Source organism: Oribacterium sp. FC2011 (assembly GCF_000701645.1).
GTDB lineage: Bacteria > Bacillota > Clostridia > Lachnospirales > Lachnospiraceae > Oribacterium.
This window is the reverse complement of the sequence record NZ_JNJM01000001.1, coordinates 60,776-85,950: the sequence shown is the minus strand read 5'-3', so window position 1 is coordinate 85,950 and position 25,175 is coordinate 60,776. Positions and strand designations below refer to the sequence as shown.

20 protein-coding genes are annotated in these 25,175 nt (G+C 42.4%); 12 read left to right on the top strand and 8 right to left on the bottom strand.

Going from position 1 to position 25,175, the window contains the following annotated elements; all coding sequences use genetic code 11:
* Positions 1-17 precede the first annotated feature (17 nt).
* The 3 genes from T357_RS0100335 (at position 18) to T357_RS0100325 (ending at position 5,186) form a co-directional block, all read left to right on the top strand.
* Positions 18-2,024: a zinc-ribbon domain-containing protein gene (locus T357_RS0100335; RefSeq protein ID WP_031547480.1), complete on the top strand. Its 2,007-nt coding sequence runs from the start codon at positions 18-20 to the stop codon at positions 2,022-2,024.
* 11 nt (positions 2,025-2,035) lie between these two features.
* Positions 2,036-2,674 carry an ABC transporter ATP-binding protein gene (locus T357_RS0100330; RefSeq protein WP_031547478.1) on the top strand — a complete coding sequence of 213 codons (639 nt, stop codon included), beginning with the start codon at positions 2,036-2,038 and terminating at the stop codon, positions 2,672-2,674.
* Between the two features lie 127 nt (positions 2,675-2,801).
* Positions 2,802-5,186, top strand: a complete 2,385-nt coding sequence (locus tag T357_RS0100325; RefSeq protein ID WP_031547476.1) for an ABC transporter permease — start codon at positions 2,802-2,804, stop codon at positions 5,184-5,186.
* Between the two features lie 18 nt (positions 5,187-5,204).
* Here T357_RS0100325 and T357_RS18820 read toward each other — a convergent pair whose 3' ends face one another.
* Together T357_RS18820 and T357_RS0100315 are read right to left on the bottom strand one after the other, a co-directional pair.
* Positions 5,205-5,681: a zinc ribbon domain-containing protein gene (locus T357_RS18820; RefSeq protein ID WP_044915704.1), complete on the bottom strand. Its 477-nt coding sequence runs from the start codon at positions 5,679-5,681 to the stop codon at positions 5,205-5,207.
* 116 nt (positions 5,682-5,797) lie between these two features.
* A complete protein-coding gene (locus tag T357_RS0100315; RefSeq protein ID WP_049962164.1) occupies positions 5,798-6,838 on the bottom strand; it encodes a glycoside hydrolase family 5 protein in 1,041 nt (346 codons plus the stop codon).
* 227 nt (positions 6,839-7,065) lie between these two features.
* Between T357_RS0100315 and deoC the strand changes: the two genes are divergently transcribed.
* Positions 7,066-7,707, top strand: a complete 642-nt coding sequence (deoC, locus tag T357_RS0100310) for a deoxyribose-phosphate aldolase (protein ID WP_031547473.1) — start codon at positions 7,066-7,068, stop codon at positions 7,705-7,707.
* Between the two features lie 58 nt (positions 7,708-7,765).
* Here deoC and T357_RS0100305 read toward each other — a convergent pair whose 3' ends face one another.
* Positions 7,766-8,875, bottom strand: a complete 1,110-nt coding sequence (locus T357_RS0100305; protein WP_031547471.1) for a PspC-like choline-binding domain-containing protein — start codon at positions 8,873-8,875, stop codon at positions 7,766-7,768.
* 367 nt (positions 8,876-9,242) lie between these two features.
* Positions 9,243-9,635 (bottom strand): barstar family protein, encoded by a 393-nt coding sequence (locus T357_RS0100300; RefSeq protein ID WP_031547469.1) that lies wholly within the window; start codon positions 9,633-9,635, stop codon positions 9,243-9,245.
* Positions 9,636-9,980: 345 nt separating this feature from the next.
* Here T357_RS0100300 and T357_RS19715 point away from each other — a divergent pair, with 345 nt between their 5' ends.
* The gene (locus tag T357_RS19715; protein ID WP_049962163.1) at positions 9,981-11,138 is read left to right on the top strand and encodes a hypothetical protein; all 1,158 of its coding nucleotides are present in this window, start codon (positions 9,981-9,983) and stop codon (positions 11,136-11,138) included.
* A gap of 122 nt (positions 11,139-11,260) precedes the next feature.
* Here the strand turns inward: T357_RS19715 and T357_RS0100290 are convergent, their stop codons facing one another.
* Positions 11,261-12,565, bottom strand: coding sequence for an EAL domain-containing protein (locus T357_RS0100290; protein ID WP_197027281.1), 1,305 nt, complete (start codon positions 12,563-12,565; stop codon positions 11,261-11,263).
* Positions 12,566-12,771: 206 nt separating this feature from the next.
* A complete protein-coding gene (locus tag T357_RS0100285) occupies positions 12,772-13,668 on the bottom strand; it encodes a tRNA modification radical SAM protein MnmL/YtqA (protein ID WP_031547464.1) in 897 nt (298 codons plus the stop codon).
* A gap of 153 nt (positions 13,669-13,821) precedes the next feature.
* Between T357_RS0100285 and T357_RS0100280 the strand changes: the two genes are divergently transcribed.
* Positions 13,822-14,790, top strand: a complete 969-nt coding sequence (locus T357_RS0100280; protein ID WP_031547462.1) for a TIM44-like domain-containing protein — start codon at positions 13,822-13,824, stop codon at positions 14,788-14,790.
* Between the two features lie 91 nt (positions 14,791-14,881).
* Positions 14,882-16,156 carry a chloride channel protein gene (locus tag T357_RS0100275; RefSeq protein WP_044915701.1) on the top strand — a complete coding sequence of 425 codons (1,275 nt, stop codon included), beginning with the start codon at positions 14,882-14,884 and terminating at the stop codon, positions 16,154-16,156.
* A gap of 256 nt (positions 16,157-16,412) precedes the next feature.
* On the opposite strand, the gene T357_RS0100270 is transcribed toward T357_RS0100275, so the two are convergent.
* On the bottom strand, positions 16,413-17,291 hold the full coding sequence (locus tag T357_RS0100270) for an ROK family protein (protein WP_031547458.1): 879 nt from the start codon (positions 17,289-17,291) through the stop codon (positions 16,413-16,415).
* Positions 17,292-17,607: 316 nt separating this feature from the next.
* On the opposite strand from T357_RS0100270, the gene T357_RS0100265 reads away from it, so the two are divergent.
* The 5 genes from T357_RS0100265 to ptsP all read left to right on the top strand — a co-directional run bounded on the left by T357_RS0100265 (position 17,608) and on the right by ptsP (position 24,566).
* Positions 17,608-19,458, top strand: a complete 1,851-nt coding sequence (locus tag T357_RS0100265) for an alpha-amylase family protein (protein ID WP_031547456.1) — start codon at positions 17,608-17,610, stop codon at positions 19,456-19,458.
* Positions 19,459-19,625: 167 nt separating this feature from the next.
* On the top strand, positions 19,626-20,450 hold the full coding sequence (locus tag T357_RS0100260) for a Cof-type HAD-IIB family hydrolase (RefSeq protein ID WP_031547454.1): 825 nt from the start codon (positions 19,626-19,628) through the stop codon (positions 20,448-20,450).
* Positions 20,451-20,676: 226 nt separating this feature from the next.
* Positions 20,677-22,539 carry a PTS sucrose transporter subunit IIABC gene (locus T357_RS0100255; RefSeq protein WP_031547452.1) on the top strand — a complete coding sequence of 621 codons (1,863 nt, stop codon included), beginning with the start codon at positions 20,677-20,679 and terminating at the stop codon, positions 22,537-22,539.
* 47 nt (positions 22,540-22,586) lie between these two features.
* On the top strand, positions 22,587-22,844 hold the full coding sequence (locus T357_RS0100250) for an HPr family phosphocarrier protein (RefSeq protein ID WP_031547450.1): 258 nt from the start codon (positions 22,587-22,589) through the stop codon (positions 22,842-22,844).
* 81 nt (positions 22,845-22,925) lie between these two features.
* Positions 22,926-24,566 carry a phosphoenolpyruvate--protein phosphotransferase gene (ptsP, locus tag T357_RS0100245; RefSeq protein ID WP_031547449.1) on the top strand — a complete coding sequence of 547 codons (1,641 nt, stop codon included), beginning with the start codon at positions 22,926-22,928 and terminating at the stop codon, positions 24,564-24,566.
* A 123-nt stretch (positions 24,567-24,689) separates the two neighbouring features.
* Here ptsP and T357_RS0100240 read toward each other — a convergent pair whose 3' ends face one another.
* On the bottom strand, positions 24,690-25,175 hold the full coding sequence (locus tag T357_RS0100240) for a peptidylprolyl isomerase (RefSeq protein WP_031547447.1): 486 nt from the start codon (positions 25,173-25,175) through the stop codon (positions 24,690-24,692).

The following is a 25,175-nucleotide window of genomic DNA, read 5'->3' as shown; positions in this document are numbered from 1 at the left end:
AGAGAGAGGTAAGTAGTATGAAATGTCCTAATTGTGGAACAGAATTACCGGATAATGCGGTTTTCTGCGGAAAATGCGGATTGAGTCTTGGAGATTTACAGGAAAAAAGTGTTAACACTTCTGTAGATGAAGGAACAGACACTGCTGAAGCAAAAGCAGAGAATGGCGTGAGCGACGTTCAGGAAAGCGTAGCTGATGCAAGTGAGTTTTTCAGTAACGCCGGCAGCACTGAAGTAAAGGATGTGTTCGCTTCTGAAGCATCAGGCACTGAAAGCAGCAATTCTGAGGAGAATGTTGTTAATGCTGAAAATGAAGTAAAAGTTGAGAAAATGAGACCTGAAGGCGGTAAACCATGCCCGAATTGCGGATCTATGCTTCCTGATGGTGCTGTATTTTGCGGAAAGTGCGGTTTTAGTTTAACCGGAAACAATAACGCCGGCAGTACTGCTCAGTCAGGCGGAGACAACGTATGTCCAAATTGTGGAACGCCTCGTAAAGACGGAGCAAGTATGTTCTGCCCTAAATGCGGCTACAAATACACAGATACAGTTAACCCGGGATTTAATGCTCAGAACAATACAGAAGGTGCCGGTATTAATGCTGATATCTTAAAGAAATCTCCAAAGAAATTCATTCCGCTTATAGCTGGTCTTTTGGTGATTTTGGGAGTTGTGGGATTCTTTGTATATAACGCATTCTTTTCTCCAAAAGTCCTTTTCTTAAAGATGCAGGCAGATCTTATAAATAAGACCTATATTGAGCCGTTAAATAAACTGGTTAAGCCTTATACAAAAGAGTTTTCATCTGACATTACTTTTTCTGGTAATTCAGAGAATTCAGGACAGGCATTTAGAAATACAAGTGCAGTTTTGAAGACAGATTTAAAGAAAGATTCAATCACATTGAATGGTCTTTTGAATTATGATGATGAAACAGCATTTGACGTATATCTTTTTGCTGATAAGAAATCGGTATCTGTAAGTTTTCCTTCGTTGAATGGCGATTATTACTTTGCGGATCTTAAGAAGCTCACAGAAAGTCTTGATATGGAAGTTGACATGGATTCATACAACCCTAATGTGTTGAATGATATTTCAGATACCAAGAAGTATTCAAAGATACTCACCCGCTATGGAAAGCTGCTCACTAAGCAAATGAACGGCAAAAATCTGACTGTTAAGAAGGATCGTAAAATTGATGCTGAGAGTGTCGGACTGTATTCTCTCAGAGATGACCTGAAGGGTAGATATACAGAATATACTTTTAAGCCAAGCGAAAAAGATTTAAAGAAATATTTTAAAGATGTTCGCGATGCTATGAAGAAGGATAAGGAACTCAAGGAATTATATGAGGCTTTTATGCTTACTTCAACTGCTTCCCAAGGCAGATATGGCTACAGGTCATTAGGTGATTATGATGATTTCGTAAATGATTTTATGGACGAAATTGATGATGACCTGGAATATGGACGAATGGATGACTTTGTATGGAAAGTATATGCAACCGGAAATAAAGCAAAGTTCATTACCGTAACCAGCGGTGGCTACAATGTCTTCTCTATGGGAGTTTTTGATGACAAGGAAGAGCATCACGATGCTATATCTATGGGTTACAGCTCTGTATTTGAGCATCAGTATGAAAAGAACAAGGATGGCACCGTTTCCGGTACAATTGCCGGTATCACATACGAAGATGTGAATTTAAAGAAACAGTCTCCGTTTGGAATTTACTATGGTAAATATAGTATGTATGGTACTGAGCTGACTGTTGAAGACGGAGAAGGTCGCGGTACAGATCACATTATAAGAGGAGAAGATTACCGTAACGGAAAGTACAAATTTGTTATAAATGCTACCAAGGGAAGCAGCGTTAAGAAACCTTCCGGAAACAAGGTGGACGTAAGTGATTATGATGCTTCAGATTTTGAGCAATTAACGAATGATTTAGGTCAGGATTTATCTGATTATATGGATGAGAATAAGGATATTGCCGAGTTATTCGGTAATCTGGATTATTACTTCTAAGAGGCAATGATATGACTCATGAAGAATCCCTGACTTACTGCTCATTGCAAAATGTTGAAAAAAGTTTTGCAAAATCAGGCGTAAGCATCGGTCCTGTATCACTTGATATTAAAAGAGGTGAAGTGGTAGGAATCCGTGGGATTAACGGTGCCGGCAAAAGTACGTTGTTTCGTATGATTGCCGGCATCCTTAAGCCGGATAAAGGTAACATAATATATAATCCCGAAGTCGAAAAACATATCGCATATGTACCACAGGAGTTGTCTCTTTATGAAGCATTATCCTGCAAAGACAATCTTATTTTCTGGGGGAGTGTAGTAGGACTGAATAAGGAACAGGTAATGATACGCAGTGAGTGGCTGATGAAAGAATTGAATCTGACCTTCTGGTCGGATCAATTGGTTTCTGAGTGTTCCGGAGGGACAAAAAGACGCCTTCATCTTGCTACGGCGCTTATGCGCCTGCCTAAAGTTTTACTACTTGATGAGCCGTCGGTTGGTGCTGACGATGAATCAGCAGGTTTGATTTTACGTAACATAATGCATTTAAAATCTCTGGGTATCAGTACACTTATAATTAGCCATCGAAAGGGTGAGCTGGAGCAGATTTGTGATCGTATATTAACCTTGCATGAAGGACATCTGAACTAGACATTAAGAAGATGGGCCGGTAAAAAACTTTTCTATTACTTTTTGTGAGCCGATTCCGAAACGGCGAATAGAAAGTGATGTGAAAATGGATGTGCTTTCGACTCTGAACGATGGAGTGGAGATTATTATGCTGCATGGAATCAACTCAATCAGTGCATACCTGTATAAGGATATAAAACTATTTATAAATAAAGCAGGAATCATTACTCTGTTGTTTCCTATCGTGTTGTATATAGGAATGTTTTTCGGGTTCAAGGATTTTTCTGGAGCCAATGTTATACAACCGTTTCCGATCGCTATTCAGGATCAGGATCAAACGATAATGTCCCGCACTTTGATAAAGCAGATGAAGAAGGTTGAACTATTCTCTGAGGTAAAGGTCTTAAGGGATGGTGCATCTCCGGAATCTGCTTTTGACAGTGGGGTGGTTGCAGTGGTAACCATACCCAAGGATTATTTCTACGCTTTATATACAGTTGAAGACTGTCCTGTACAGTGTTTGGTTAATTATAATAATCCCATTGGATCTAAGTTATTTACATCGGTTTTTACATCTATTATGGGCATAGTTGCTTCAGATGAAAGTGCTATGCGCGGGGCGTATAATTATATATATAAAGATGAGATAGACGATGTAATTCGAAGTGAAATCAACGAAAAGTCCTCATTATTATTGTTAGACGACGCATTGGGAAGACAGCGCATTTTTGATTCCCAAATCACAGAAAAATCAAAAGAAACAAATAATGAGATATATTCTATTATTTCAAGTTTATTCCTGATAGTTGTCCTGGGAATGATGATCACCGGATTAAAAACTATTCCTGAAGAAAGAAAACTTGGAATTATCCCCAGAATAGAAGCTATGGGTGGTAGTTCCAGGTGCTTTTTAGTGTCAAAATTTATCACGGTGTTTTTGATGCTGCTGCCTGTGATCATCGGTATTTTCCTGTTGGTGCCTCATGGTTTATTTATCATTTTAATCCCATTTATGGTCACATTGATATTTATGGGATTTATTGAAATATATATCATTACGGAGATCTTTAAAGATAGCCGCTCTATCCAGTTATGCGGGAATATATTTCTTCTTTTATTATTAATTGCAGGCGGTACCTTATGGTCCCGCGCAGCTTTACCGGGTGTGTTAAGGAGATTGTCATTTGTTTCGATTTCATATCATATGGCAAATGCTTTAACAATTACACCCGGCTCTTTGGAAGATATCAATAAATTTAAACTTATTTCATCTGTAACCGAACTGGCAGTTACTGTTATATTGCTTATTATGGTTCTGGGTCTTATCCGTATCATCAAAAAATCAGGAGATATGCTAACCGGTCCCGGATATATTGATAATGTCAAAAACGAAAACAAGGATGGACGATTATTCAATCATGCTTTATTGAATATGCTTTTGATCAGGGTTAAATATGTTTATGGAAACATATTCTGTCCGGCTGCCATCATTTTAGTTGCTTTTTTGCTGTTTGGTATAGTGGATAATGCTGTGAATTACAGAGCTGAATCTGTTGTAATTACAGTAGAAGATAAAGATAATACACATGAGTCACAGGCCTTGTTAGCCAGATTAAAAAATTGTGATTCCCTGACCATTCAGGATAATAGTCAAAGTGATCATTCAGGGTTTTTAGACAGAATAAAAGATATTTACAGAAACGGAAATGTGCTGCCCGAGGGACATCTCATTATAGAACCGGGTTTTGGGAACTCCATCAGCAATGTTGAAGAATTTACAGTACATTATGAATCTGAAGGAAAGGTCTTTTCAACACAGAGTACCAGAGAAATCATAGCAAGTGAAATTATTGCGGAGCAGAGTTTTTATAAGGCACGTAAAATGGCAGAAGAAAAGCTGGGTAAAAAACTCAGCGCCTCAGAATCTCATCAACTTGCTTTAGCTATAGAAGATTTCAGAAAGCATATGCCGGCTATATATACAATGAGCAGTATGGGAGGAGAGGAAAAGGCTGATCCTTTTATTCCCGATGCCATGGCGCTGTCATTTTTGGTGGTCACATTGTTTTCTTTTACATTAACTGCTGTTTATGGAAACAGGGACGCAAAAGCTGCATCGATTCGTATCAAACATCTGTTAAACGGACGGAATTTGTCACTTTATGGTGATGTTATACCTGTTCAGGTGGTTCTTTGTTTGATTCAGTTTAGTTGTCTCAGGTACTGTAATTATTTATCCATATCTGTTTTTGCAGCATGCATTTTATACACTTTGCTCATCACTATGCTGGGACTGCTTGTTGCAGGTAAAACACATACAGAAGGGAGAGTTGATGGCCTGGCCTGCTTTATCGCTATGTTCTTATGCCTTCTCGGAGGTTGTTTTATCAACATAAATGACATAGAGGGAGCAGTGCATTATGTTACATGGTTATCTCCTGTAGGATTGGCTCAAAGTACAATAAAAGGAGAATGGCAGGCTGCCATCCTCCTATGCATAGAAAATATTCTGTTGTTTTTTAGTATTTATTAAAAAGAATATCTTTAAGTTTTAGTTGGTACCGCCCGGTTTGAAAGATTCCAGGTTGGTACCACATTTTGTACAGAATGCAGAACCGTTCTCTACTTCACTTCCGCACTTTGGACAGAACTGTTTAGGGAGTTCAACAACAGTAACATTAAGAGCTTTGCCGCAGGATGTACAAAAAGTAGGCGAACCATCGAGAACATTACCGCAATAAGGACATACCTTTTGTGTTTTTAATTCGGCGATTTTTTGCTGAGCTTCAGCAATGGTGTTGCGAACCATATGAATCCGGTTTATCATGCTCTCGTATTCAGGATTACCAATCTTGAAATTATTTTCATAAACGAATAAACCTAATTTACTGAAATCTTCAGTCAGCTGTTTTTGACAACTGCTTATTTTGGATTCCAGATCCATGACCTGTCCCATGTTTTTGGTTTTATTAGCAAGAACGTTTCCTGCCCCACTGATTTTGTCGCCAAGATTATTGAAAAAACTCATAGAAATTTTCATTACCTCCTGCAATTAATATAGAATGCAATAACTAACTAATTAATTAACCTTATTATATATAAAAAATTAATTAAAATATAGTATATGTTACGAATAGTGAAATTTTAGTTATTTTCATCAGCCATAAGACTCTTTAAAAGAATTCCGGTTTCTGAGAAATCTCCATCAGTCCAGGCACCCGTAGTGCTTATGGTTCCGGGCTTTAAAATGGCAGAGGACTCAGCCTTGTTTGAAAGGTTCCAGCCGGCAAAGGAGAGATTATTTTCCTTTATGAGATTGAACCAGGTATTTGCAGAGTTATAATCAACAGCTCCGTTTCCGGAGGCATCGCATGTGGAGAACTCGCTGATGAAAACCGGAAGGCCTGCGGCTCTTGCAGCCATAAGCTTGTTTCGGAGATCATCTCTATGAGTGGCTGCATAAAAATGAAGAGTATACATCACATTGTGACTTAGCTCAGGTGATATGGGATTTGCAGCTGCCTGATCTACATCCTGAGACCAGGTAGGGGTTCCAACGAGGATGATGGCGTCGGGAGCATTGGCCCTGATAACGGGAATCACCTGCTCAGCATATGCCTTTATATCGTTCCAGGAGGTTCCGCCGTTTGGCTCGTTACAGATTTCGTAGATGACATAAGGGTTATCTTTGTATAGGGCTGACATGCCGTTGAAAAAGCTTTTTGCTTCTTCGACGTGGCTTAGAGGATTTCCATCGCTCAGTATGTGCCAGTCAATAATAGAATACATGCCAAGAGAGGTGCAGCTTTGGACGCCGTTTTCAATTAAGGCTTTCAGCTGTACTGCTTTTTCGTTGGAACTGAGATATCCGCCTTCCTCTGTGTACATGGCAAAACGTATGAGATTACAGCCCCAGTTATCCCGGAAGAATCTGAAGCAGTCGGTATTGATATATTCCGGAAACCACTGGATGCCATGGGTGGAGATGCCCTTAAGCTGTATTTTTGCACCGGTACTGTCACAGAGATTCGGACCGATGACCTGAAGAGATGCAGAGGCTGTCGTTTGGTTTTGCGCGTCAATGACCTGATAAGTATTACCGGGAACAGTTGAAGCCGGGGATATGGAAACTGTAAAAAAGATGATGGATAAAGTTATTAATATAAAATAGAATCTTTTTTGCATATTGACTCCTTTCGGTTTGTGTGCACTTTGGCTGCAGATATATAAGGGCATAAATAAGTAATAAAAATAAACTGTCTTCACTATCATATTAGTCGATAAATCATCGCTGTTTCATAAGCTGATCTCAAAATTTCATTATATTGAAGACCTGACCTTTTATGCATTACGGAGAATATGATAGAATGAGATTCATGAGAATTATTATATGCGACCTTTAGGAGGAAATTATGAATATAGCAAAAATGATCGATCATACAATGCTTAAGGCGGATGCAACTACTGAAACTATCAAAAAATACTGCAGTGAAGCAAAGGAGTATGGTTTTGCTTCTGTATGTGTAAATACATGTCACGTTCCTCTTGTGGCTGAAGAGCTTAAGGGCAGCGACGTAAAGGTTTGCTGCGTTGTGGGTTTCCCTCTGGGAGCCATGAGTACTGCGGCAAAGGCATTTGAGGCAAAGACAGCGGTTCAGGATGGAGCTGATGAGGTTGACATGGTCATAAATGTCGGTGGCATGAAAGACAGAAACTATGAAATGGTGAAAGCCGATATCAAGGCAGTGGTTGATGCAAGTGAAGGCAGAACCGTGAAGGTTATAATCGAAACCTGCCTGCTCACAAAGGATGAAATCGTGAAGGCCTGTGAGCTTTCGGTTGAAGCCGGAGCAGCTTTTGTAAAGACTTCAACAGGTTTCTCCACCGGCGGAGCCCTTGCATCGGATGTTGCTCTTATGAAAAAGACTGTTGGCGACCGTGCAAAGGTAAAGGCCAGCGGCGGAATCAGAACCTATGAGCAGGCTATGGAGCTTATTAATGCCGGAGCTGATCGAATCGGTGCCGGAAATGGAGTGATACTTCTATCCAAATAATGAGAGCCGGAGGGCATCCGTTTTTAAACGGATGCCCTCCGGCATTTATATTTATTATTTAAGCAGTATAGCTATACGGGCTGTAGTTTGAAACCCAGACACCTGCGGAGTTTACATAATAGCCGTCAGGTGTTGTTGTGTTTGTGAGCATGGCACCGTCAGCACCGCAGTAGTAGTACTGGTAGTCCCAGAGGATCCATCCGGTCTGCATGTAGCCGTAGGAATTGAAATAATAGAACTTGCCGTTTATCTGCTGCCAGCCGTTTGATGTCCAGGAACCGTCGGGATTTCTGTACCACCAACCGTACTGATCCTGTATCCACTGACCGTTTGTGGAATTTGCCAAAGTATTGGCCAATGTTGTCGGACCATATACAGTTGAACCGGTAAGACCTGTCACATAGGAACTTGAGGTAGAAGAAGTAGTGCTGTTGACACTTGAGTTATAGCTTGAGCTAATGTAGCTTGCCTCTGTTTCTGTTACGTAAATGTCATCGGACTCTTCCCAGTCACCCTTATAGGAACTTGTGTATATTGCACGTACCTTGTAACTGTAAGTACCTGCGGATGTGAAATAGTTTGCAAAGCTGTAATAAGTATTGGTGGTTGTTACGGTTGTAAGAAGGGAGCTTCCTCTGTAAAGCTTTACTTCATATTTTTTTGCACTTTCGGCGGCTGTCCAGTCTGCAATACCGTTTCCGGACTGCCAGTCTGCATCATCGATATCAAGGTCAAGAGAACTTGACCAGTTGGTGTATACTTCATCAAGATCCTTAAGAGTATAAACGATTGTGAGGTATCCATGGCCGCTGCCGCCTGAAACTGATGTTACTGTACCGTCATCACCGGTTACCGTTACAGTGGATTTTGTTATATTCCACTTATATTCATCACTGTCTTCAAGGGCCAGCTTGATCTGTACCTTTGGGTTGTCATCTTCATCCCATCCATCACTTGGTGTATTGGTTATAGTAGCACTGTAAACATCATATAAAGATGAATTTGTTGTAACCTCTACATCACTGGAAGTTGAACCAATGGATAGATCGGTTGCCACATTGATGGTTACAGATGAGATCGCTGTTCTGTCGTCCGCGTATGCGGGTACTGATACAGTAGCGATCATAGAAGCAGCAGCTAAAGCTGCCAATGCATATTTTGTATTCATTTTAAGCCTCCTTAGGTTGTATCTTTTATTCTTAAATCTAACCTATTTGTTTTCAGTCGATAGTCCTATACAGGAAAGTGATCTGCAATCCCGCGCAGGTTTTGTAACTGATGGCATCATGATAACAATGCACGCTGAAGCGAAACTGAAAAAAATTTACTCAGATTTTAAGAAAACATGAAGATTATTACAACCTTTTTCGGAAAACCATTGAAACCACAGAAAATTCCAACGTGGACTCTTATCGCCGGAGCTAACCGTCTCCGCTGGAATCAAGGCCTGAAGCAGAGGATGCAGTGGGTGGCACGTGGTTTTGATCTACAATATAAAAGCAGGATGCCGGTCAGGGCACCCTGCAAAGTCTCATTTACATATCTATCTTGTCATAATTGTCGCTGTCACTGTAATTGTCATCCGGATCGGAATAGTCGTCTCCACTGGAATCATATTCTGCCTCTTCGGAATTGTCGTATTCATCATCCGATTCTTCTTCGGAAGAGAAACGTACTTCGAAATCAGGTATATCTACCATCAGATCCTTAAGTGTATGCTTGAACTTTTTAAAGAACTGTGGCTCTGATTCTGCAAGCTCTTCAAAATTTTTTACTATAAGCTCGCAATCCTCCAGGACTTCACTTAAATCTTCATATAAAGAATCCAGACTTCTTTCGAAATAATCAGACACCGGGAGCTGATCAACGATGGCGTCATATAATTCATCTCGGTCTGTTACGTCGCTAAGGTCAAGAACATACTTCATGGGTTCCTCCGTAAAAATATTAGCATCCTTGCTAAAACTACTATAATACAATAATGATAAATGTGCCTTTAACAGGCCACACTAAAAATTCACTACACATATAGTTATTAACGGCAAAAATCTGAAAATGATTATACCTGGATTAAAAAAATTATAGGCTATTTATCATTTCGTAATAAAAAGTCAGATTACCGTACCCTAAAAGACATGGAATAAAGCCAGCTTTATGTTAAAATAACTTTATAAGTGACAGATTGTCACTTTGTTTACAGAGGAGATTAGTGTGAAAAATATTTTTCGTCACAAATTGTGCCACCGGTCAAAAGCGGTGGAATGGAGATTTATATGAAAAAGAGATTTTACAGCTTCATAGGACTTTTGTCCGGGCTTATACTGTGTTCCATCACAGCATTGGCACAGGAATACAACAGTGTATCCATAACAGTTACAAAAAACGGAAGCAGTTTTTCTGTGTCGAATTATTCGGCCCTTTCCGGGTATAAAGTTTCTTCTTCCAGTAAGAGCGATGACATCCTTACTATAAAGATGAGTTCCGGATCCGGAAATTCCTGGTCCGATAAAATGAAAAAGAGTAATGTTTCAATTTATGGGGATTACACCAACTCTGACATCGAGGAATTTGAAAGGGTTTCAAGCTCTCAGATAACTATAAAGCTGGATGTTTCCGAAGAATCGGGTGTCTCTTCATACGTGGAAACCACCGACAAAGATTCTGCCAATGTTTCAGGCACTGCAAGTTCAAAGAAGTCGAGCAGTTCTTCAAGCAGCTCTTCAAGCAGCAAAAAATCTTCCAAGAGCACAAAGGTGACGGATGTAACCTTGAATGCGGAAACCGGCCGGGTGACCTGGAGCGGTAATGCCGATGAGTACGACATTATTTTTTATAAGGATGGTGTGAACCTTGCAAAGGTATCAACCAAGAAGGAAAAATATGATTTTCACAACTATTTCTCCGATGCCGGCATTTATTCCGTGGCTGTCCGTGCGGACAACGGATCCGACAACAAGGGAAATTATGCTATCTCCAATGTGTTGAACCTTACATCAGAACAGGCTGCCGCCATCAAAGCCAATATTTTTGGAACGGAAACAGTGACTGAAGATAGTACCGTAAACTCATCCTATACAACATTATCGCCTACAGCAGATGCAAACGGCAGCTGGCAGCTGGATCAGAATGGATGGTGGTATCTCAATTCCGATGGAAGCTATACCGTTAATAACTGGCAGCAGATAGGAGACAAGTGGTATTATTTCAATCAATACGGCTACATGCAGACCGGATGGGTGGCATGGCAGGGAGCTTACTATTACCTGGGAGACTATGGAATGCTGACCAATTCATGGACTCCTGATGGTTATTATGTGGGAAACGACGGAAGATGGCTGGAGGCTCTGGGACATAATGCTGCATATGGAACCCGGCAGAACGAGGCTTATGATGTGACATCTCAAATGATACTCGGATATCAGAATGGATAAATGAAAGAAACACCGGAAGAAATCCAAAACCAGAGGGGACGGTTCTACTTGGCACTATATTTGGAAAGTGCCAAGTAGAACCGTCCCCTCTGATTTTGAATCGGATATCTTTTAGAGTCTTTTTATGCGGTTTCCGCTACAATATCTCTTGTGGTTTTCGGATGAGATCCGCGAGTTGAAGTCTTCTCAAGGTTATATTCTTTAAGCACTGACTCGAACTTATCTGCAGGGACAGGTCTTGAAAAATAGAAGCCCTGGAAAAGATCGCAGCCGTTTATCTTCAAAAAGGCTGCCTGCTCCTGAGACTCAACGCCCTCGGAAATAACCTGCATATCAAGACGCTTTGCCATCTCGATAATGGAATCAATGATTATCTGGGAGCGGATGAGGTCATTACTGTCGTGTAAAAAACCCATATCAAGTTTAAGGATATCCGCCCGGATGTTCTTAAGCATGTTTAAAGAAGAATATCCGCTTCCGAAATCATCGATTTCGATTGCAAAGCCCGCGTTATGGAGTTTTGCAATAAGGTCAATGTAAAGGTCCGGATTGTTAATGAAGCTGGACTCAGTTATCTCTACATTCATTTTTTTAGGTGAGATGTCATACTTCTCGACCAGTTCCAAAAGCTTTTTCTCTATATCAACATAGTAAAGATCCTTCGGAGAAATGTTAACCGAGATACTCAGATTCTTCTTTTCCGGGTCGTTCTTCCACTGTGACAGCAGCTTTGCGGCGTTCTCCCACATATAAAGATCCAGTTTCCAGATAAGCTCTGATTCCTCCAGTATCTTTATGAACTGTGAAGGTGAAAGGATCGTTCCGTCCTCCAGGTTCCATCTGGCTAATGCTTCCGCACTCATGATCTCACCCTTGGTATTGGCCTGAGGCTGCAGATACATGACAAAAGCTTCGTTCTCCAGAGCACTTTCGAATTCGCTGATGATCTTTTTATTATAGATACGGCTTTCCATAATGGATTCGTTATACCATGCTGCGGATAAAGGCTCATCTATCTTTATTGATTTAAGGGCAAGCTTTGCCCTGTCACACATGGAATATACTTCCATATTAGGATCGACAATCTCATAGATGCCTAACTGGATATGAACACGGAAGTTTGTTGTGGTTATGATTTCGGAACAGATTTTAGGTAAACACGAAAAATCTGTGGTTGAGAACTTATCCTTATCCACCAAAAGAACAAACTGATCTACCGCTATCTGCCCGTAGGCGGCATAAGAATTCCTGTGATCATACAGAAAATCCTCAATACATGTGAGGATCTCATTTCCTTTTTGAAATCCGAACATCTGATTGACCAGCTTGAAATCCCTGATGTTTGAGCGCACCAAAAGATATCTTTTATCCGGGTTTTTATCCAGGATATGTCTGGCTATTTTTGCGAAATTAATCATACTATTCATTTTACTCTCAGTCATTTTATTTCCCCAATGAATATTTAATATTCCCCCAAATATTAAAAATTCACTAACTAGGTATCATAATTAAGATTTTAATTACATTCTAGCTTAAGGAATTGGGAATAGGCAACAGAATTCTTCGAAATTTTTAATATATTTATGTCATGCGGTTGCTATATAGCCATGGCCTATACCAAAGCTTCATTTATTTATGAAAGTTTTATCGCGCGATTTAGCGTATTTAAAACTTTTTTCTTATCACCGGACCATAATGGAGCTATAAGAAGCTTTTTGGGACCGTCTCCGGTTATACGGTGTACAACGGTCTCTTTTGGTAAAAGCTTTAAACATCTGACTACAAGATCGCAGTATTCCTGAAGCTCCAGCACATGAAACGGATGCCGGAGATATTCATCCCCAAGCCGGGTTCCTTTCAGTACATGGAGAAGCTGCAGCTTGATACCGTCAAGCACCGGGGAGAGAGAAGAGAGGTATCTCACGGTTTCAAGCATATCTTCTTTAGTTTCCCATGGAAATCCCAGAATAACATGGACGATTACCGTAAGACCTGCTTCTTTAAGCTTCCTGTAGGTGTTTTCAAAAACCGGAAGAGTATATCCCCGATTAATACGTGATGCGGTGTCTTCATGAATAGACTGCAGGCCAAGCTCCACCCAGATTTTCTTGCCATACTGTGCCTGCAGAAGTTTCAATGTCTCAAGCATATCGTCCTTTATGGAGTCGGGTCTTGTTCCGATGGACAGTGCAGCAACCCGTGGATCACTAAGTGCTTCTGCATACATCGCCTTCAGCTTTCCTGTGTCACCGTAGGTGTTGGTGTAGGATTGGAAATAGGCTATATATTTATGCTCTTTCCCGGCAGGCAGCTTTGCCTCAACTTTTTTTATGGCGAAATCTATCTGTTCATTTATGGGAAGCAGCGGTGCGGCAAAATCTCCGGAGCCTCCCTCTGAACAGAATATGCAGCCTCCCCTTGATACGGTTCCGTCCCGGTTAGGACAGGTACAGCCTGATTGAAGAGAGATTTTATAAACTTTTTGACCATAGGTCTGTTTTAAATAGTCTGATAGTGATAAATAATTCATTAATGAAACCGTTATATATAATATGCTGAAAAAATGCTAAACTAAAAAAGTGAATTAACAATGGCTTTGATTTAAATTTGTTTTAGGTGTAAACATTATCCGGATCATCCGGGGCACATGTTTCATTTATTATAATACAGGAGTATGAGATTTATGAAAAATAAGATTAGACGAAAGCTGATAGGTTTTTTCCTGGTGGGACTGCTTATAGCGGCATTTGCATTAACCGGACGCGCAGATTTTGGAAGCTTTTCCGGTGATTCCGATTACAGCTCGGGAGGCTGGGACAGTGGCTCAAGCTGGGACAGCGGCTCAAGCTGGGACAGCGGTTCAAGCTCAAGCTGGGGCGGAAGTTCAAGCGGCTACAGCTCGGGAGGTTACAGTTCAGGTTATTACGGATCGGAATCAGATGACGTCCCCCCAATAATCATCATCGCTGTAATCATCTTCATCATTCTTATGATATATTTTATGAGAGCGAATGCGAAGATGAATTCCATCCATGCCAACAAATCTGTCAATGTTAACACAAGAAGACAGGCACCTAAGGGTAAACCTATCGATACTTATAAAGAGATTGATCCTGACTTTAACAGCTCTGAGCTTGCTTCCAGACTCTCCAATGTCTATGTGAAGCTTCAGAATGCATGGCAGGATAAGGATCTTTCAGAAGTACGACCATATCTTACCGATAGTTTCTATAACCAGGCGGATCGTCAGCTTGATGCCTTAAGAAGAAACAAGCAGACAAATTATATTGAAAGGATCGCTGTACTTGCAGTTGAGCCTATGACCTGGTATCAGGAAAACGGTATGGATCACATTATTTGTGAAGTTCGTTCACGTATAGTGGATTATACAGTTAATGATGAGACAGGAGCTTTGATTTCCGGCGATAAGAACAGAGAAAAATTCATGACCTATGAGTATGATCTCTGCAGAAAGACCGGAATAAAGACAACTGTAGAGACGGGACTTAAGTCAGTTGTATGTCCTCACTGCGGAGCACCTCTTGATATCAATCAGACAGCTAAATGTCCATATTGCGGATCTATCATAACCATAGAAAATGAAGACTGGGCTATCGACAACATTAAAGGTATTGCTCAGCAGACAGTATAAATAGCATATTTTATCAATATCTCGGGGAAATGTTTTGTATGGCATTTCCCTGATGATGAGTTTAAGGATTAAAAGAAAAAAGGAATAAAAAATGTCTATAAAGTTTTCCAAGCAATCCGGGATTTTATTTGAGAAATTCTTTATCAATCTGAAATGGATGATATTTGGCATAATTTCAGGAAGCCTGATAGGAACTGTAGCCGCCTTATTCGGAAAAGCCATTGCCTGGGTTACAGCTTTAAGGGCAGCTCATCCGGCGATACTGTTCGGATTACCTGTTGCGGGAGTTGCCATAGTCTGGTACTACCATGTTTTAGGGGCGGATTCACCAAAAGGAACAAACCTTGTCATAGATTCCATACATAACGATCAGAAAGTTCCTTTTCGCATGGCACCGCTTATCATAGTTTCCACTGTCGTGACTCATTTATTCGGAGGTTCAGCCGGAAGAGAAGGAGCGGCGCTGCAGGTTGGAGGTTCCCTGGGGGATGCCCTGGGAAGACTGCTTATCGGGTTTAATGATAAAGACCGGAGACGTACCATCATGTGCGGCATGAGTGCTTCCTTTGCAGCATTGTTCAGAACGCCATTGGCAGCCTCAGTCATGCCTATAGAGATGAGTACTGTAGGAGTGATGTATTACTCCGCATTTATGCCCTGTGTGGTTGCGGCTCTTACGGCTCACGTTGTTGCGGGAATCATAAACCCGGGTTCAGAAGAAACCATGATAATTGCGAATGTGCCGGAGTTTTCATTTAAGCAGGGTGGACTTACGGTTCTCTTCGCGCTCTACTGCTCATTGGTGGCAGTACTTTTCTGCTCAGTACTTCACAGCTCAAAAAAGCTTGCAAAGCTTACTGTCAAAAATGTTTATCTGAGAGCTGCCATCTGCGGCGCGATAGTTGTGGCACTCACATTGATAGTCGGCGCCCAGACATACAATGGAGCCGGTGCTGCGATCATAGAATCCTGTGTTCTCGACGGAGCATTTAAAATTGTACCCTACGCATTCCTGCTGAAAATGCTCTTCACCGCTGTAACACTCTCCGGAGGCTTTCAGGGCGGCGAAATCGTACCCACACTGTTCATAGGTGCCACCTTCGGACATGCCACTGCCGTTCTTTTCGGAATGTCCCCCACCATGGGCGCAGCCCTCGGAGCCACATTTGTCTTCTGCGGAGTGACAAACTGCCCCATGACCTCGATCCTGATCGGCTTCGAACTCTTCGGTTTCGAACTTTCACCATTTATTCTCCTGGGCGTAGCTATTACTTTCCTGTTCTCAGGAAACTACGGCCTCTACGGTTCCCAGAAGATCCGCTACAGCAAATACGACCCCGGCAGGGTAGATATAAACGCTCATTAAATCTGGCAGATAGTCTTAAAAGTAGGAGCCGGAGGGCGGCTGTTTGAATGCGTTGAGCTGAGTCGTGAAAAATCAAAATCGGACATCTTAGAGGCTCTTGGTTCCTTTTCCTTAGCCCCCTCGCCAAGTCTGAGTTTTCATAAAAGTAAACTCAGACATTGGCGAGGGCCTAGAGCCTCTTAGATGTCCGATTTTAGATTTTTCCGACGAAGCGACTCGCATTCAAACAGCTGCCCTCCGGCTCCGACCGGTTTAATTAACCTTCCAGTTCTTTCTCGTCAATCGCGAGTTTGATACATCCCATGATACCCTGGTCATCATTCAGTGACGCAGGAACGATATAGTGATCAATATCCGCAAGCTCCGAAGTTTTCAGATAGCCGTTCAGCATCTCCTTTACCTTTTCACGGATGAGAGGGAAGAGCTGAAGCTGATGCATTACTCCGCCACCCAGAATGATGATCTGAGGACTCATGATAAGGATAATATTGCAAAGCGCCTGAGCAATATAGAAAGCCTCCATATCCCAAACCTTTGCATCATCCTTAAGCTCGATGGCCTTCCTGCCCCAACGTTCCTCAATAGCAGGACCCGCTGCCATACCCTCCAGACAGTTTCCGTGGTAAGGACAGTGACCCTTGTAAGTATCCCCCTCATAAGGAAGAAGCTTCATATGTCCAAGTTCAGGATGGAGCATTCCGTGAACAAGCTTTCCATTAGACATTACTCCGCCGCCCACACCTGTTCCGATGGTGATATAAACAGCATCAGTAAGTCCTTTGGCCTGTCCGTAAGTTATCTCTCCCAGCAGTGAGCCGTTAACGTCGGTATCAAAGCCGATGGGAATATGCAGGGCATCCTTCATATCTTTAACAATGTTGTAATTTGCCCATTTAAGCTTCGGAGTAGTGGTGAAGCTTCCATATGTGGGTGAATTACGGTCCAGATCGATAGGACCGAAGGCGGCTATGCCCAGAGATTCAATGTTTTTGTTCTTAAACCAGTCAATGATCTTTGGCATGGTTTCTTCCGGAGAAACAGTTGGAATCGAAATCTGTTCCAGAATCTTGCCGTTTTCATCACCTATGGCACATACCATCTTGGTTCCGCCTGCTTCTAATGCTCCATATAACATATGTTGTCCTCCTGAATACCTTGACCGTCAGACCATCGATAATCTGCTTTGCGAAAGACTGACGTATGAATGTGATTATTCATATAAACCTTATGCAATCCACAAAAATTGTGAAAAAATAAACTAACTCGATTGTAGAGGAGGGATTGTAAAAAATCAATAATCATAATAAAAAAAAGGAAATAATATTTTTTTTATAAATACTCTGTCATTTCATTGCTACGACGGAAATATTTTCTTATAATTACGTTTAGGGCAATATTAATTCTATTTAGAACGTGAACTGAAAATCTAATAACAAAGGACAGGCATTGATATGTTTGAAAGCATTAAATTGGAGAAAGAGTTTAAGGAGCGGCTTGATAAGCATTATGATGAGCTTAAGTGGCTCTATAGTGAGCTGTATCATAATGATCAGCAGGCCTTTGACTATTTTTTATGCATGCTTCATCAGTACTATGAAGAGCGTGATCCGGATCTCCGGGAATGGGATGAAGCAAGAGAACTGGTTCCTGACTGGTATCGTGGCAACGAGATGCTGGGAATGCAGATGTATGTGAACTGTTTTAACAAAACTCTGAATGGTGTTAAGGAAAAGATTTCGTATCTTAAAGAGACCGGTTCAAATTATATTCATCTTATGCCGCTTCTCGAGAGCCCTAAGGGACGTTCCGACGGAGGATATGCGGTTTCTGATTTTCGAAGAGTTCAGCCGGAGCTCGGAACCATGGAGGATCTGAAGGAACTTGCGGAAGAGTGCCACAGGAACGGAATGAGTGTGTGCATGGACTTCGTCATGAATCATACTTCCGAGGATCATGAGTGGGCCCGTCGCGCGAGGAATGGTGAGAGGGAGTATCAGGACAGATATTTCTTCTATGATAACTGGGATATCCCCAACAGGTTCGAAAAAACCGTACCACAGGTTTTCCCGACTACGGCACCCGGAAATTTCACCTGGTGTGAGGCGGTTCATAAGGTGGTGATGACTACCTTTTATCCATACCAGTGGGATCTCAACTACAGAAATCCGGTTGTGTTCAATGACATGACCGCTAACATGCTGAACCTGTGTAATCACGGTGTTGATGTCATAAGGCTTGATGCCACACCTTATATCTGGAAGGAACTGGGCACCAGCTGCCGGAATCTTCCTCAGGTACATACCCTTGTGCGTATCATGAGAATGGCATCCGAGATCGTATGTCCGGGAACACTGCTTCTGGGAGAAGTCGTAATGGAGCCAAGCAAGGTAGTTCCGTACTTTGGTACCATCGAAAAGCCGGAATGCCATATGCTTTACAATGTTACCACTATGGCAAGTACCTGGCATACTGTGGCGACTCAGGACGTGAGACTCATGAAGCATCAGCTCGGACAGGTTTTCGCACTTCCGAAGCAGTATGTTTTCCTTAACTATCTGCGCTGCCATGACGATATAGGATGGGGTCTCGACTATAACTATCTTAGGCAATTCGGGGTAGAAGAGGTTTCCCATAAAAAGTTCCTTAATGAATATTTCTGCGGAGCACATTACGGCCTTGATTCAAGAGGCGAGCTTTACAACAATGACCCTAGACTGGGAGACGCAAGACTATGCGGAACGACAGCTTCTCTTTGCGGCATTGAGGCAGCAGAGTATGAAAGAAATGACTGGAAGCTGGATATAGGAATACGGCTTGACATAATGCTGCACGCATTTCTGCTTACCCAGAGCGGAATCCCTATCATCTATTCCGGAGATGAGATAGGTCAGCTTAATGACTACACTTACCATGAGGATCCGGAAAAATGGGATGATTCAAGGTATCTCCACAGAGGTGCCTTCAAATGGGATGAGGTTGCGGCAAGAAAATCTCCCGCAAAGAGACAGGGACGTATCTATAAGGCTTTAAGAAAGCTTGAGAAGCTCCGTTCAAAACATATAGTTTTTGAATCCGGAGCAGACTGCTGGATAATTGAAACCTATAATGATCACATCCTTGGAATAGGAAGATATTTTCACGGTGAAAAGATGATAGGTCTCTTTAATTTCTCGACTCAGGATGAAACAGCCTGGATCAACGAAGAAGGGAAATATATAGATCTGATGACCAATAAACGGAGAGAAGCAAAGGCTGTTGGAATTCCGGCAAGAGATTTTGTATGGCTTATTGCCAAGTGCTAGAAGTTTAAAAAGACCTTTATCTGTTTGGAAATCAGGGTTTTTATTCAGAGAACCGGACAGATAATATTTTTTAATCAATAATTGAAGTTTTATAGTGCAATATTGTTAAAAATTTGTTAAACTATATCTATGTCAATCGATTGACATAGATTTGGAGATGACCGGATATGAAAAATAAACTGATTTTCGTAGACATTGACGGCACTCTTACTCCTGCGGGGACCAATGTTCCGCCGGACAGTGCTGTGGAAGCCATAAAGAAAGCCCAACAGAACGGACATAAAGTATTTCTCTGTACAGGAAGAAATTTTGATATGTTAAAGCCTGTGCTGAAATATGATTTTGACGGAGTTGTGGGTAGCTCCGGAGGATACGTTACCTGTGGTGATGAGGTTCTTTATGACTGCCCCATGAGTAAGGAACAGCTTGATATAGCTTTGGAATCACTTCATAAAAACGGTGTGTTCTGTACAATTGAAGGGAAGGATGGATCCTTTGGAGACGCAAACCTGAAGGATTTTCTTGACAGCACCGAGGGCGGTAATTCCGAAATAGAGCGCTGGCGAAAAGCTCTGAGTGAAAATCTCGGTATCCGCCCCATGGATGAGTATGACGGGCAGCCCATTTACAAGGTAGTCATCATGGCAAGGGAGAATTCCCAGATAGATGAATGCAGATCGCTTCTTGAGAAGGATTTCAGCTTCGTTATACAGGATGTTCCTGCACATGGATGTGTCAATGGCGAACTCATTAACCGGAAATTCGATAAGGGTAAAGGCGTAAGGCTCATTGCGGAGCACCTGGGAATCCCCATCGAAGACACCATAGGCTTCGGAGACAGCATGAATGACCTTGAGATGATAGAGACCGTAGGCGTTTCTGTATGTATGGCAAACGGCTCCGAAAAGCTCAAGGAGATTTCCGATATCGTCTGTCCGTCGGTTACTGAGGATGGTCTTGCCAAGGCATTTGCAGATCTTAAGCTCATATAAAGCGTTGAGTACAGACCGGTCAGGACATAAACAGCCTGATACCTGATGTGTCCGGATTCGAAAACCGATCAATCGGTGTGATGCAGGCAATATAAGATCTGAAAACCGGCCGGCTGTTTTTCATGGAGACAGCATTAATCAAATAATCCATGCTTTCAATCGTGCATGTCTGCCGGGGGGTTATGTGGCAGATTAGTGTTATATATCTAAAAGCGAGGTAAATAAAATGGCACTTGATTACAGAAAGTGTGCGCAGGAAATTGTTGACCACATAGGTGGTCGTGATAATGTCGCACAGGCAGCGCATTGTGCAACGAGACTCCGACTTGTTATCAAGGATAACAGCAAGGTTGACAAGGAGTACCTTGACAATGTTGAGGGCGTAAAGGGTATGTTTGAATCCAATGGTCAGCTCCAATTGATCATCGGAACAGGAACCGTAAACAAGGTTTACGATGAATTCCTGAGTATCACAGGTATGACAGCAGCTACAAAGGATGATGTAAAGGCAGCTGCAGCTGCCAAGCAGCCACTGTGGAAGCAGCTCCTTAAGCCTATCGGTGATGTATTTGTACCGATTCTTCCGGCTATCGTTGCATCCGGTCTTATGATGGGTCTTGTAGAGGCTCTCGGAAAGATTCCGGGACTTAATTTTGCGGAAACAGACTGGTACGCTTTCCTTGATATGGTAGCGAATACAGCATTTGCATACCTGCCTGTAATCGTTGCAATTTCGGCAGCCAGAGTTTTCGGTGGAAATATTTTCCTGGGAGCAGTTATCGGTCTTCTGATGATCCACTCTGCCCTTACCAACGGTTGGAATGCTGCAGCAGGATATGATGTATGGTACCTTTTCGGACACATCAGGATCACGGAATCTTATTCATTGTTCCAGATAAATCAGCTTGGTTATCAGGGACACGTAATTCCGGTAATCATTGCGGTGCTGCTTATGAGTAATGTTGAGAAATGGTTCCATAAGCATGTTCCGGAAATGCTGGATCTTTTTATAACACCGCTTTGTACAGTTCTTATCACTGCTCTTATTACATTTACTATTATAGGACCTATCTTCTCAGGACTTGAAACCATGGTTCTCAACGGAGCACAGGTACTTGTAAAGAACCCGCTGGGCGCTATGGTAATGGGTGCTATCTACCCTGTAACCGTAGTTATGGGTCTTCACCACATGTACAATGTAATCGAGGCCGGAATGCTTTCGAGTGTTGGTCTCAACACCTGGATGCCTATAGCATCGGCAGCGAATTTCGCACAGTTCGGTGCCTGTCTTGCAGTAGGTCTCAAGTCTCAGAGCAATAAGACAAAGGTTATCGCGGTTCCTTCAGCTCTTTCAGCTGCCCTCGGAATTACAGAGCCTGCAATCTTCGGTGTAAACCTTCGTTTTTATAAGCCTTTTGTTGCAGGTATGGTGGGCGGAGCCATCGGTTCAATCTTCGGTGCCATCACAGGAATCGGTGCTACAGCTTACGGTGTAACCGGTATCCCGGGATATCTTACTATCAATAATGCAGGAGTTTATACAGTTCTTCTTCTGGTTTCCGGCGGAGTAGCATTTGCAGGAACCTGGAGCTTTTGGAAGGAAGAGGTTAAAAAGCCGGTAAATAAGCCTGTGGATGAGGCGGCAGAGACCGGGAAATTCGAGCAGAAGCCGGTTATCACCTGTGAGGCAGGAACCATACTTGCACCTATCAATGGTAATGTAATTCCACAGGACAAGATTCCTGACGGGACATTTGCATCAGGTGTACTTGGCGCGGGAGTCGGAATCGAACCTGAAGGCGAAATTGTTTATGCTCCTTTCGATGGAGAAGTTTCTTCAGTGGCAGAATCAAAGCATGCCATCGGACTTAGTGGTCCCGGAGATATGGAAGTTCTTATCCATGTGGGAGTTGATACCGTAGCCATGAACGGAGAGGGCTTCGAGCCTTTGGTAGAGGATGGTGACAAGGTTAAGGCCGGCCAGCCGATACTTAAATTCTCCAAGGCTGCCATAAAGGCTGCCGATCACCCGGATGTGGTTGTAGTTCTTTTAACAAATAGTGACGATTACAAGCAAGTTAGTGTATAATGTGATATAATTGTAACAGTACTTAAAAAATAAAGGAGATTATCAACATGAAAGAGATCGAGTTTACAGTTAATGACCCTAATGGAATCCACGCAAGACCTGCAGGTATCCTTGTAAAGGCTTTAAAGGCTTTTAATTCAAAGGTTACTATCTATAAGGGTGACAAGAATGCAGATATGAAGAAGCTTCTTGCTCTTATGGGTATGGGTGTTAAGCAGGGAGATACCGTCAAGATTCAGATCGAAGGTGATGACGAAGAGACATGCGCAGCTGAACTTGAGAAGGCACTTAACGATAATTTCTGATCAAAATCATAAGCTTCTCGGAAGACCGGAAGGTAACTTCCGGGAGGCTTTATTTTTTGTCTTTAAAAAAGGGAGAAAAGTATGCAAGTTGCAACAGGTAAAAGCGTTCTTAATGGAATAGCAATCGGAAAGATCAAGGTGTACACACCACCGAAGGTAGTTATCAGTGAAAGTCTTGTTGAAGATACAGACGCTGAACTTGCTCGTTTTGACGAGGCACGTGAAAAGGCTATCGATCAGCAGAATGCATTATACGAAAAGGCAGTTATCGATGCCGGCGAGGAAAGTGCAGAGGTTTTCTCAGTGCATGCAATGATGCTTGAGGATGATGACCTCATCGACGCTACAAAGGAGATCATTGTCAGCCAGAAGCACAATGCAGAGTATGCCGTAAAGACAGCCTTCAACAATCAGGCACGTGTTTTTGCCGAGATGGATGATCCGTACATGAAGGAGCGTTCAGCAGATATCTATGATATCGAGCAGGCAGTTCTTAATGTACTCTTTGGTATCGATCCCGAATCTATGCAGGGAACAGATCCTTGCATCCTTGTGGCTAATGATCTTACACCTTCAGAGACTGTACGTCTCGATAAATCACTTCTTCTCGGAATCATTACGAGAGAAGGTTCACTTAACAGCCATACGGCTATACTTGCAAGATCCATGGGAATCCCGGCTCTGGTTCAGTGCGGTGATGTAGCGAGCAAGTGGGACGGAAAGACAGCCATTCTTGACGGCTACAATGCCTGTGCTTACATTGAACCTACAGAGGATCTCATGAAGTCTCTTAAGAGTAAGCAGGATGCCGATAACAGACAGAAGGCATTGCTTCAGGAACTTAAGGGACAGAGCAATACAACCATCGATGGAAAGACAATCAAGGTTTATGCTAATATAGGCGGACCTTCAGATATCGGACTTGTTCAGCAGAATGATGCCGGCGGAGTAGGACTGTTCCGTTCAGAGTTTGTATATCTGAATTCCAAGGATTATCCTTCAGAGGAAGAGCAGTTCAATGCCTACAGACTGGCAGTTGAGTCACTTGCTCCAAAGCAGGTTATCATTCGTACCTGTGATATAGGTGCTGACAAGCAGGTAGATTACATGAATCTCGTAAAGGAAGACAATCCGGCATTGGGATGTCGTGCGATAAGACTTTGCCTCACAAGAAGAGATTTCTTCAAGACTCAGCTGAGGGCACTGCTTCGTGCTTCTGCTTACGGAAATCTGGGTATCATGTTCCCGATGATCATTTCCGCAAGAGAGCTTAATGAGTGCAAGCAGCTTATTAAGGAGTGTACAGAAGAGCTTCTTGAGAAGGGAGTTACAATCGGCAAGTACAGTATCGGTGTTATGATCGAGACACCGGCAGCTGTTTTGATTGCGGATGAGCTTGCCGAAGAATGTGATTTCATGTCCATCGGAACCAATGATCTCACCCAGTATACATTGGCTATAGACCGTCAGAATGCGGCTCTGGATCCTTTCCTTGATACTCATCATCCTGCAGTTCTGAAAGCGATCAAGATGACTATCGAGGCAGGACACCGTCACGGTGCATGGGTTGGAATCTGCGGAGAGCTCGGAGCGGATCTGACTTTGACAGAGACATTCCTCCGCTACGGAGTTGATGAGCTGTCTGTAAATCCTGTTTCCATACTTGGACTTCGTAAGGTTATTCGTGGAATCGATCTTCGTAAGGCTCCGGGTGAAAAATAATTAAAACAATAAAACGGTGGCTGTGAGTTGATCACAGACCACCGTTTTTTAGTGCAAATGATTCTAAATTGTGGGAACCACTTGCTTCTGAGCGGATTATAAGGATCCGCAGGAAATGTGTCTTTATTCAGTAACTGTTACTTTCGTCATTGTGACAGAAACTTTAGGGGCATCATTCCAGTCGGTAGGAATTGAAGCGATACGGTCAACTTCGTCCATGCCCTCTGTAACCTTTCCGAAGGCAGCGTACTCACCGTCAAGATGAGGTGAATCCTGGTGCATGATGAAGAACTGAGATCCTGCGGAATTCGGATTCATGGAACGAGCCATTGAGATGACTCCGCGGGTGTGCTTCAGATCATTCTTTACTCCGTTAGAAGAAAACTCTCCTTTGATAGACCAGCCCGGACCGCCCATTCCGGTTCCCTCAGGATCTCCGCCCTGAATCATAAAGCCCGGGATTATACGATGGAAAGTAAGACCATCATAAAAACCATCTTTAACAAGCTTTACAAAATTCTCTACTGTGATTGGTGCGATATCGGGATAAAGCTCGATCTTTATGTCTTTACCGTCATCCATTGTGATAGTAACTATTGGATTTGCCAT

Excerpts from the sequence above, each read along its gene's own strand:
- T357_RS19715 (WP_049962163.1), top strand. The coding sequence starts at position 9,981 with ATGAAAAAGAGATTTTACAGCTTCATAGGACTTTTGTCCGGGCTTATA.
- T357_RS0100250 (WP_031547450.1), top strand. The coding sequence starts at position 22,587 with ATGAAAGAGATCGAGTTTACAGTTAATGACCCTAATGGAATCCACGCA.
- T357_RS0100315 (WP_049962164.1), bottom strand. The coding sequence starts at position 6,838 with ATGCAAAAAAGATTCTATTTTATATTAATAACTTTATCCATCATCTTT.
- T357_RS0100240 (WP_031547447.1), bottom strand. The coding sequence starts at position 25,175 with ATGGCAAATCCAATAGTTACTATCACAATGGATGACGGTAAAGACATA.
- T357_RS0100335 (WP_031547480.1), top strand. The coding sequence starts at position 18 with ATGAAATGTCCTAATTGTGGAACAGAATTACCGGATAATGCGGTTTTC.
- T357_RS0100270 (WP_031547458.1), bottom strand. The coding sequence starts at position 17,291 with ATGTTATATGGAGCATTAGAAGCAGGCGGAACCAAGATGGTATGTGCC.
- T357_RS0100275 (WP_044915701.1), top strand. The coding sequence starts at position 14,882 with ATGTCTATAAAGTTTTCCAAGCAATCCGGGATTTTATTTGAGAAATTC.
- ptsP (WP_031547449.1), top strand. The coding sequence starts at position 22,926 with ATGCAAGTTGCAACAGGTAAAAGCGTTCTTAATGGAATAGCAATCGGA.
- T357_RS0100280 (WP_031547462.1), top strand. The coding sequence starts at position 13,822 with ATGAAAAATAAGATTAGACGAAAGCTGATAGGTTTTTTCCTGGTGGGA.
- T357_RS18820 (WP_044915704.1), bottom strand. The coding sequence starts at position 5,681 with ATGAGTTTTTTCAATAATCTTGGCGACAAAATCAGTGGGGCAGGAAAC.
- T357_RS0100255 (WP_031547452.1), top strand. The coding sequence starts at position 20,677 with ATGGCACTTGATTACAGAAAGTGTGCGCAGGAAATTGTTGACCACATA.
- T357_RS0100330 (WP_031547478.1), top strand. The coding sequence starts at position 2,036 with ATGACTCATGAAGAATCCCTGACTTACTGCTCATTGCAAAATGTTGAA.
- T357_RS0100260 (WP_031547454.1), top strand. The coding sequence starts at position 19,626 with ATGAAAAATAAACTGATTTTCGTAGACATTGACGGCACTCTTACTCCT.
- T357_RS0100325 (WP_031547476.1), top strand. The coding sequence starts at position 2,802 with ATGCTGCATGGAATCAACTCAATCAGTGCATACCTGTATAAGGATATA.
- T357_RS0100305 (WP_031547471.1), bottom strand. The coding sequence starts at position 8,875 with ATGAATACAAAATATGCATTGGCAGCTTTAGCTGCTGCTTCTATGATC.
- T357_RS0100290 (WP_197027281.1), bottom strand. The coding sequence starts at position 12,565 with ATGAATAGTATGATTAATTTCGCAAAAATAGCCAGACATATCCTGGAT.
- deoC (WP_031547473.1), top strand. The coding sequence starts at position 7,066 with ATGAATATAGCAAAAATGATCGATCATACAATGCTTAAGGCGGATGCA.
- T357_RS0100300 (WP_031547469.1), bottom strand. The coding sequence starts at position 9,635 with ATGAAGTATGTTCTTGACCTTAGCGACGTAACAGACCGAGATGAATTA.
- T357_RS0100265 (WP_031547456.1), top strand. The coding sequence starts at position 17,608 with ATGTTTGAAAGCATTAAATTGGAGAAAGAGTTTAAGGAGCGGCTTGAT.
- T357_RS0100285 (WP_031547464.1), bottom strand. The coding sequence starts at position 13,668 with ATGAATTATTTATCACTATCAGACTATTTAAAACAGACCTATGGTCAA.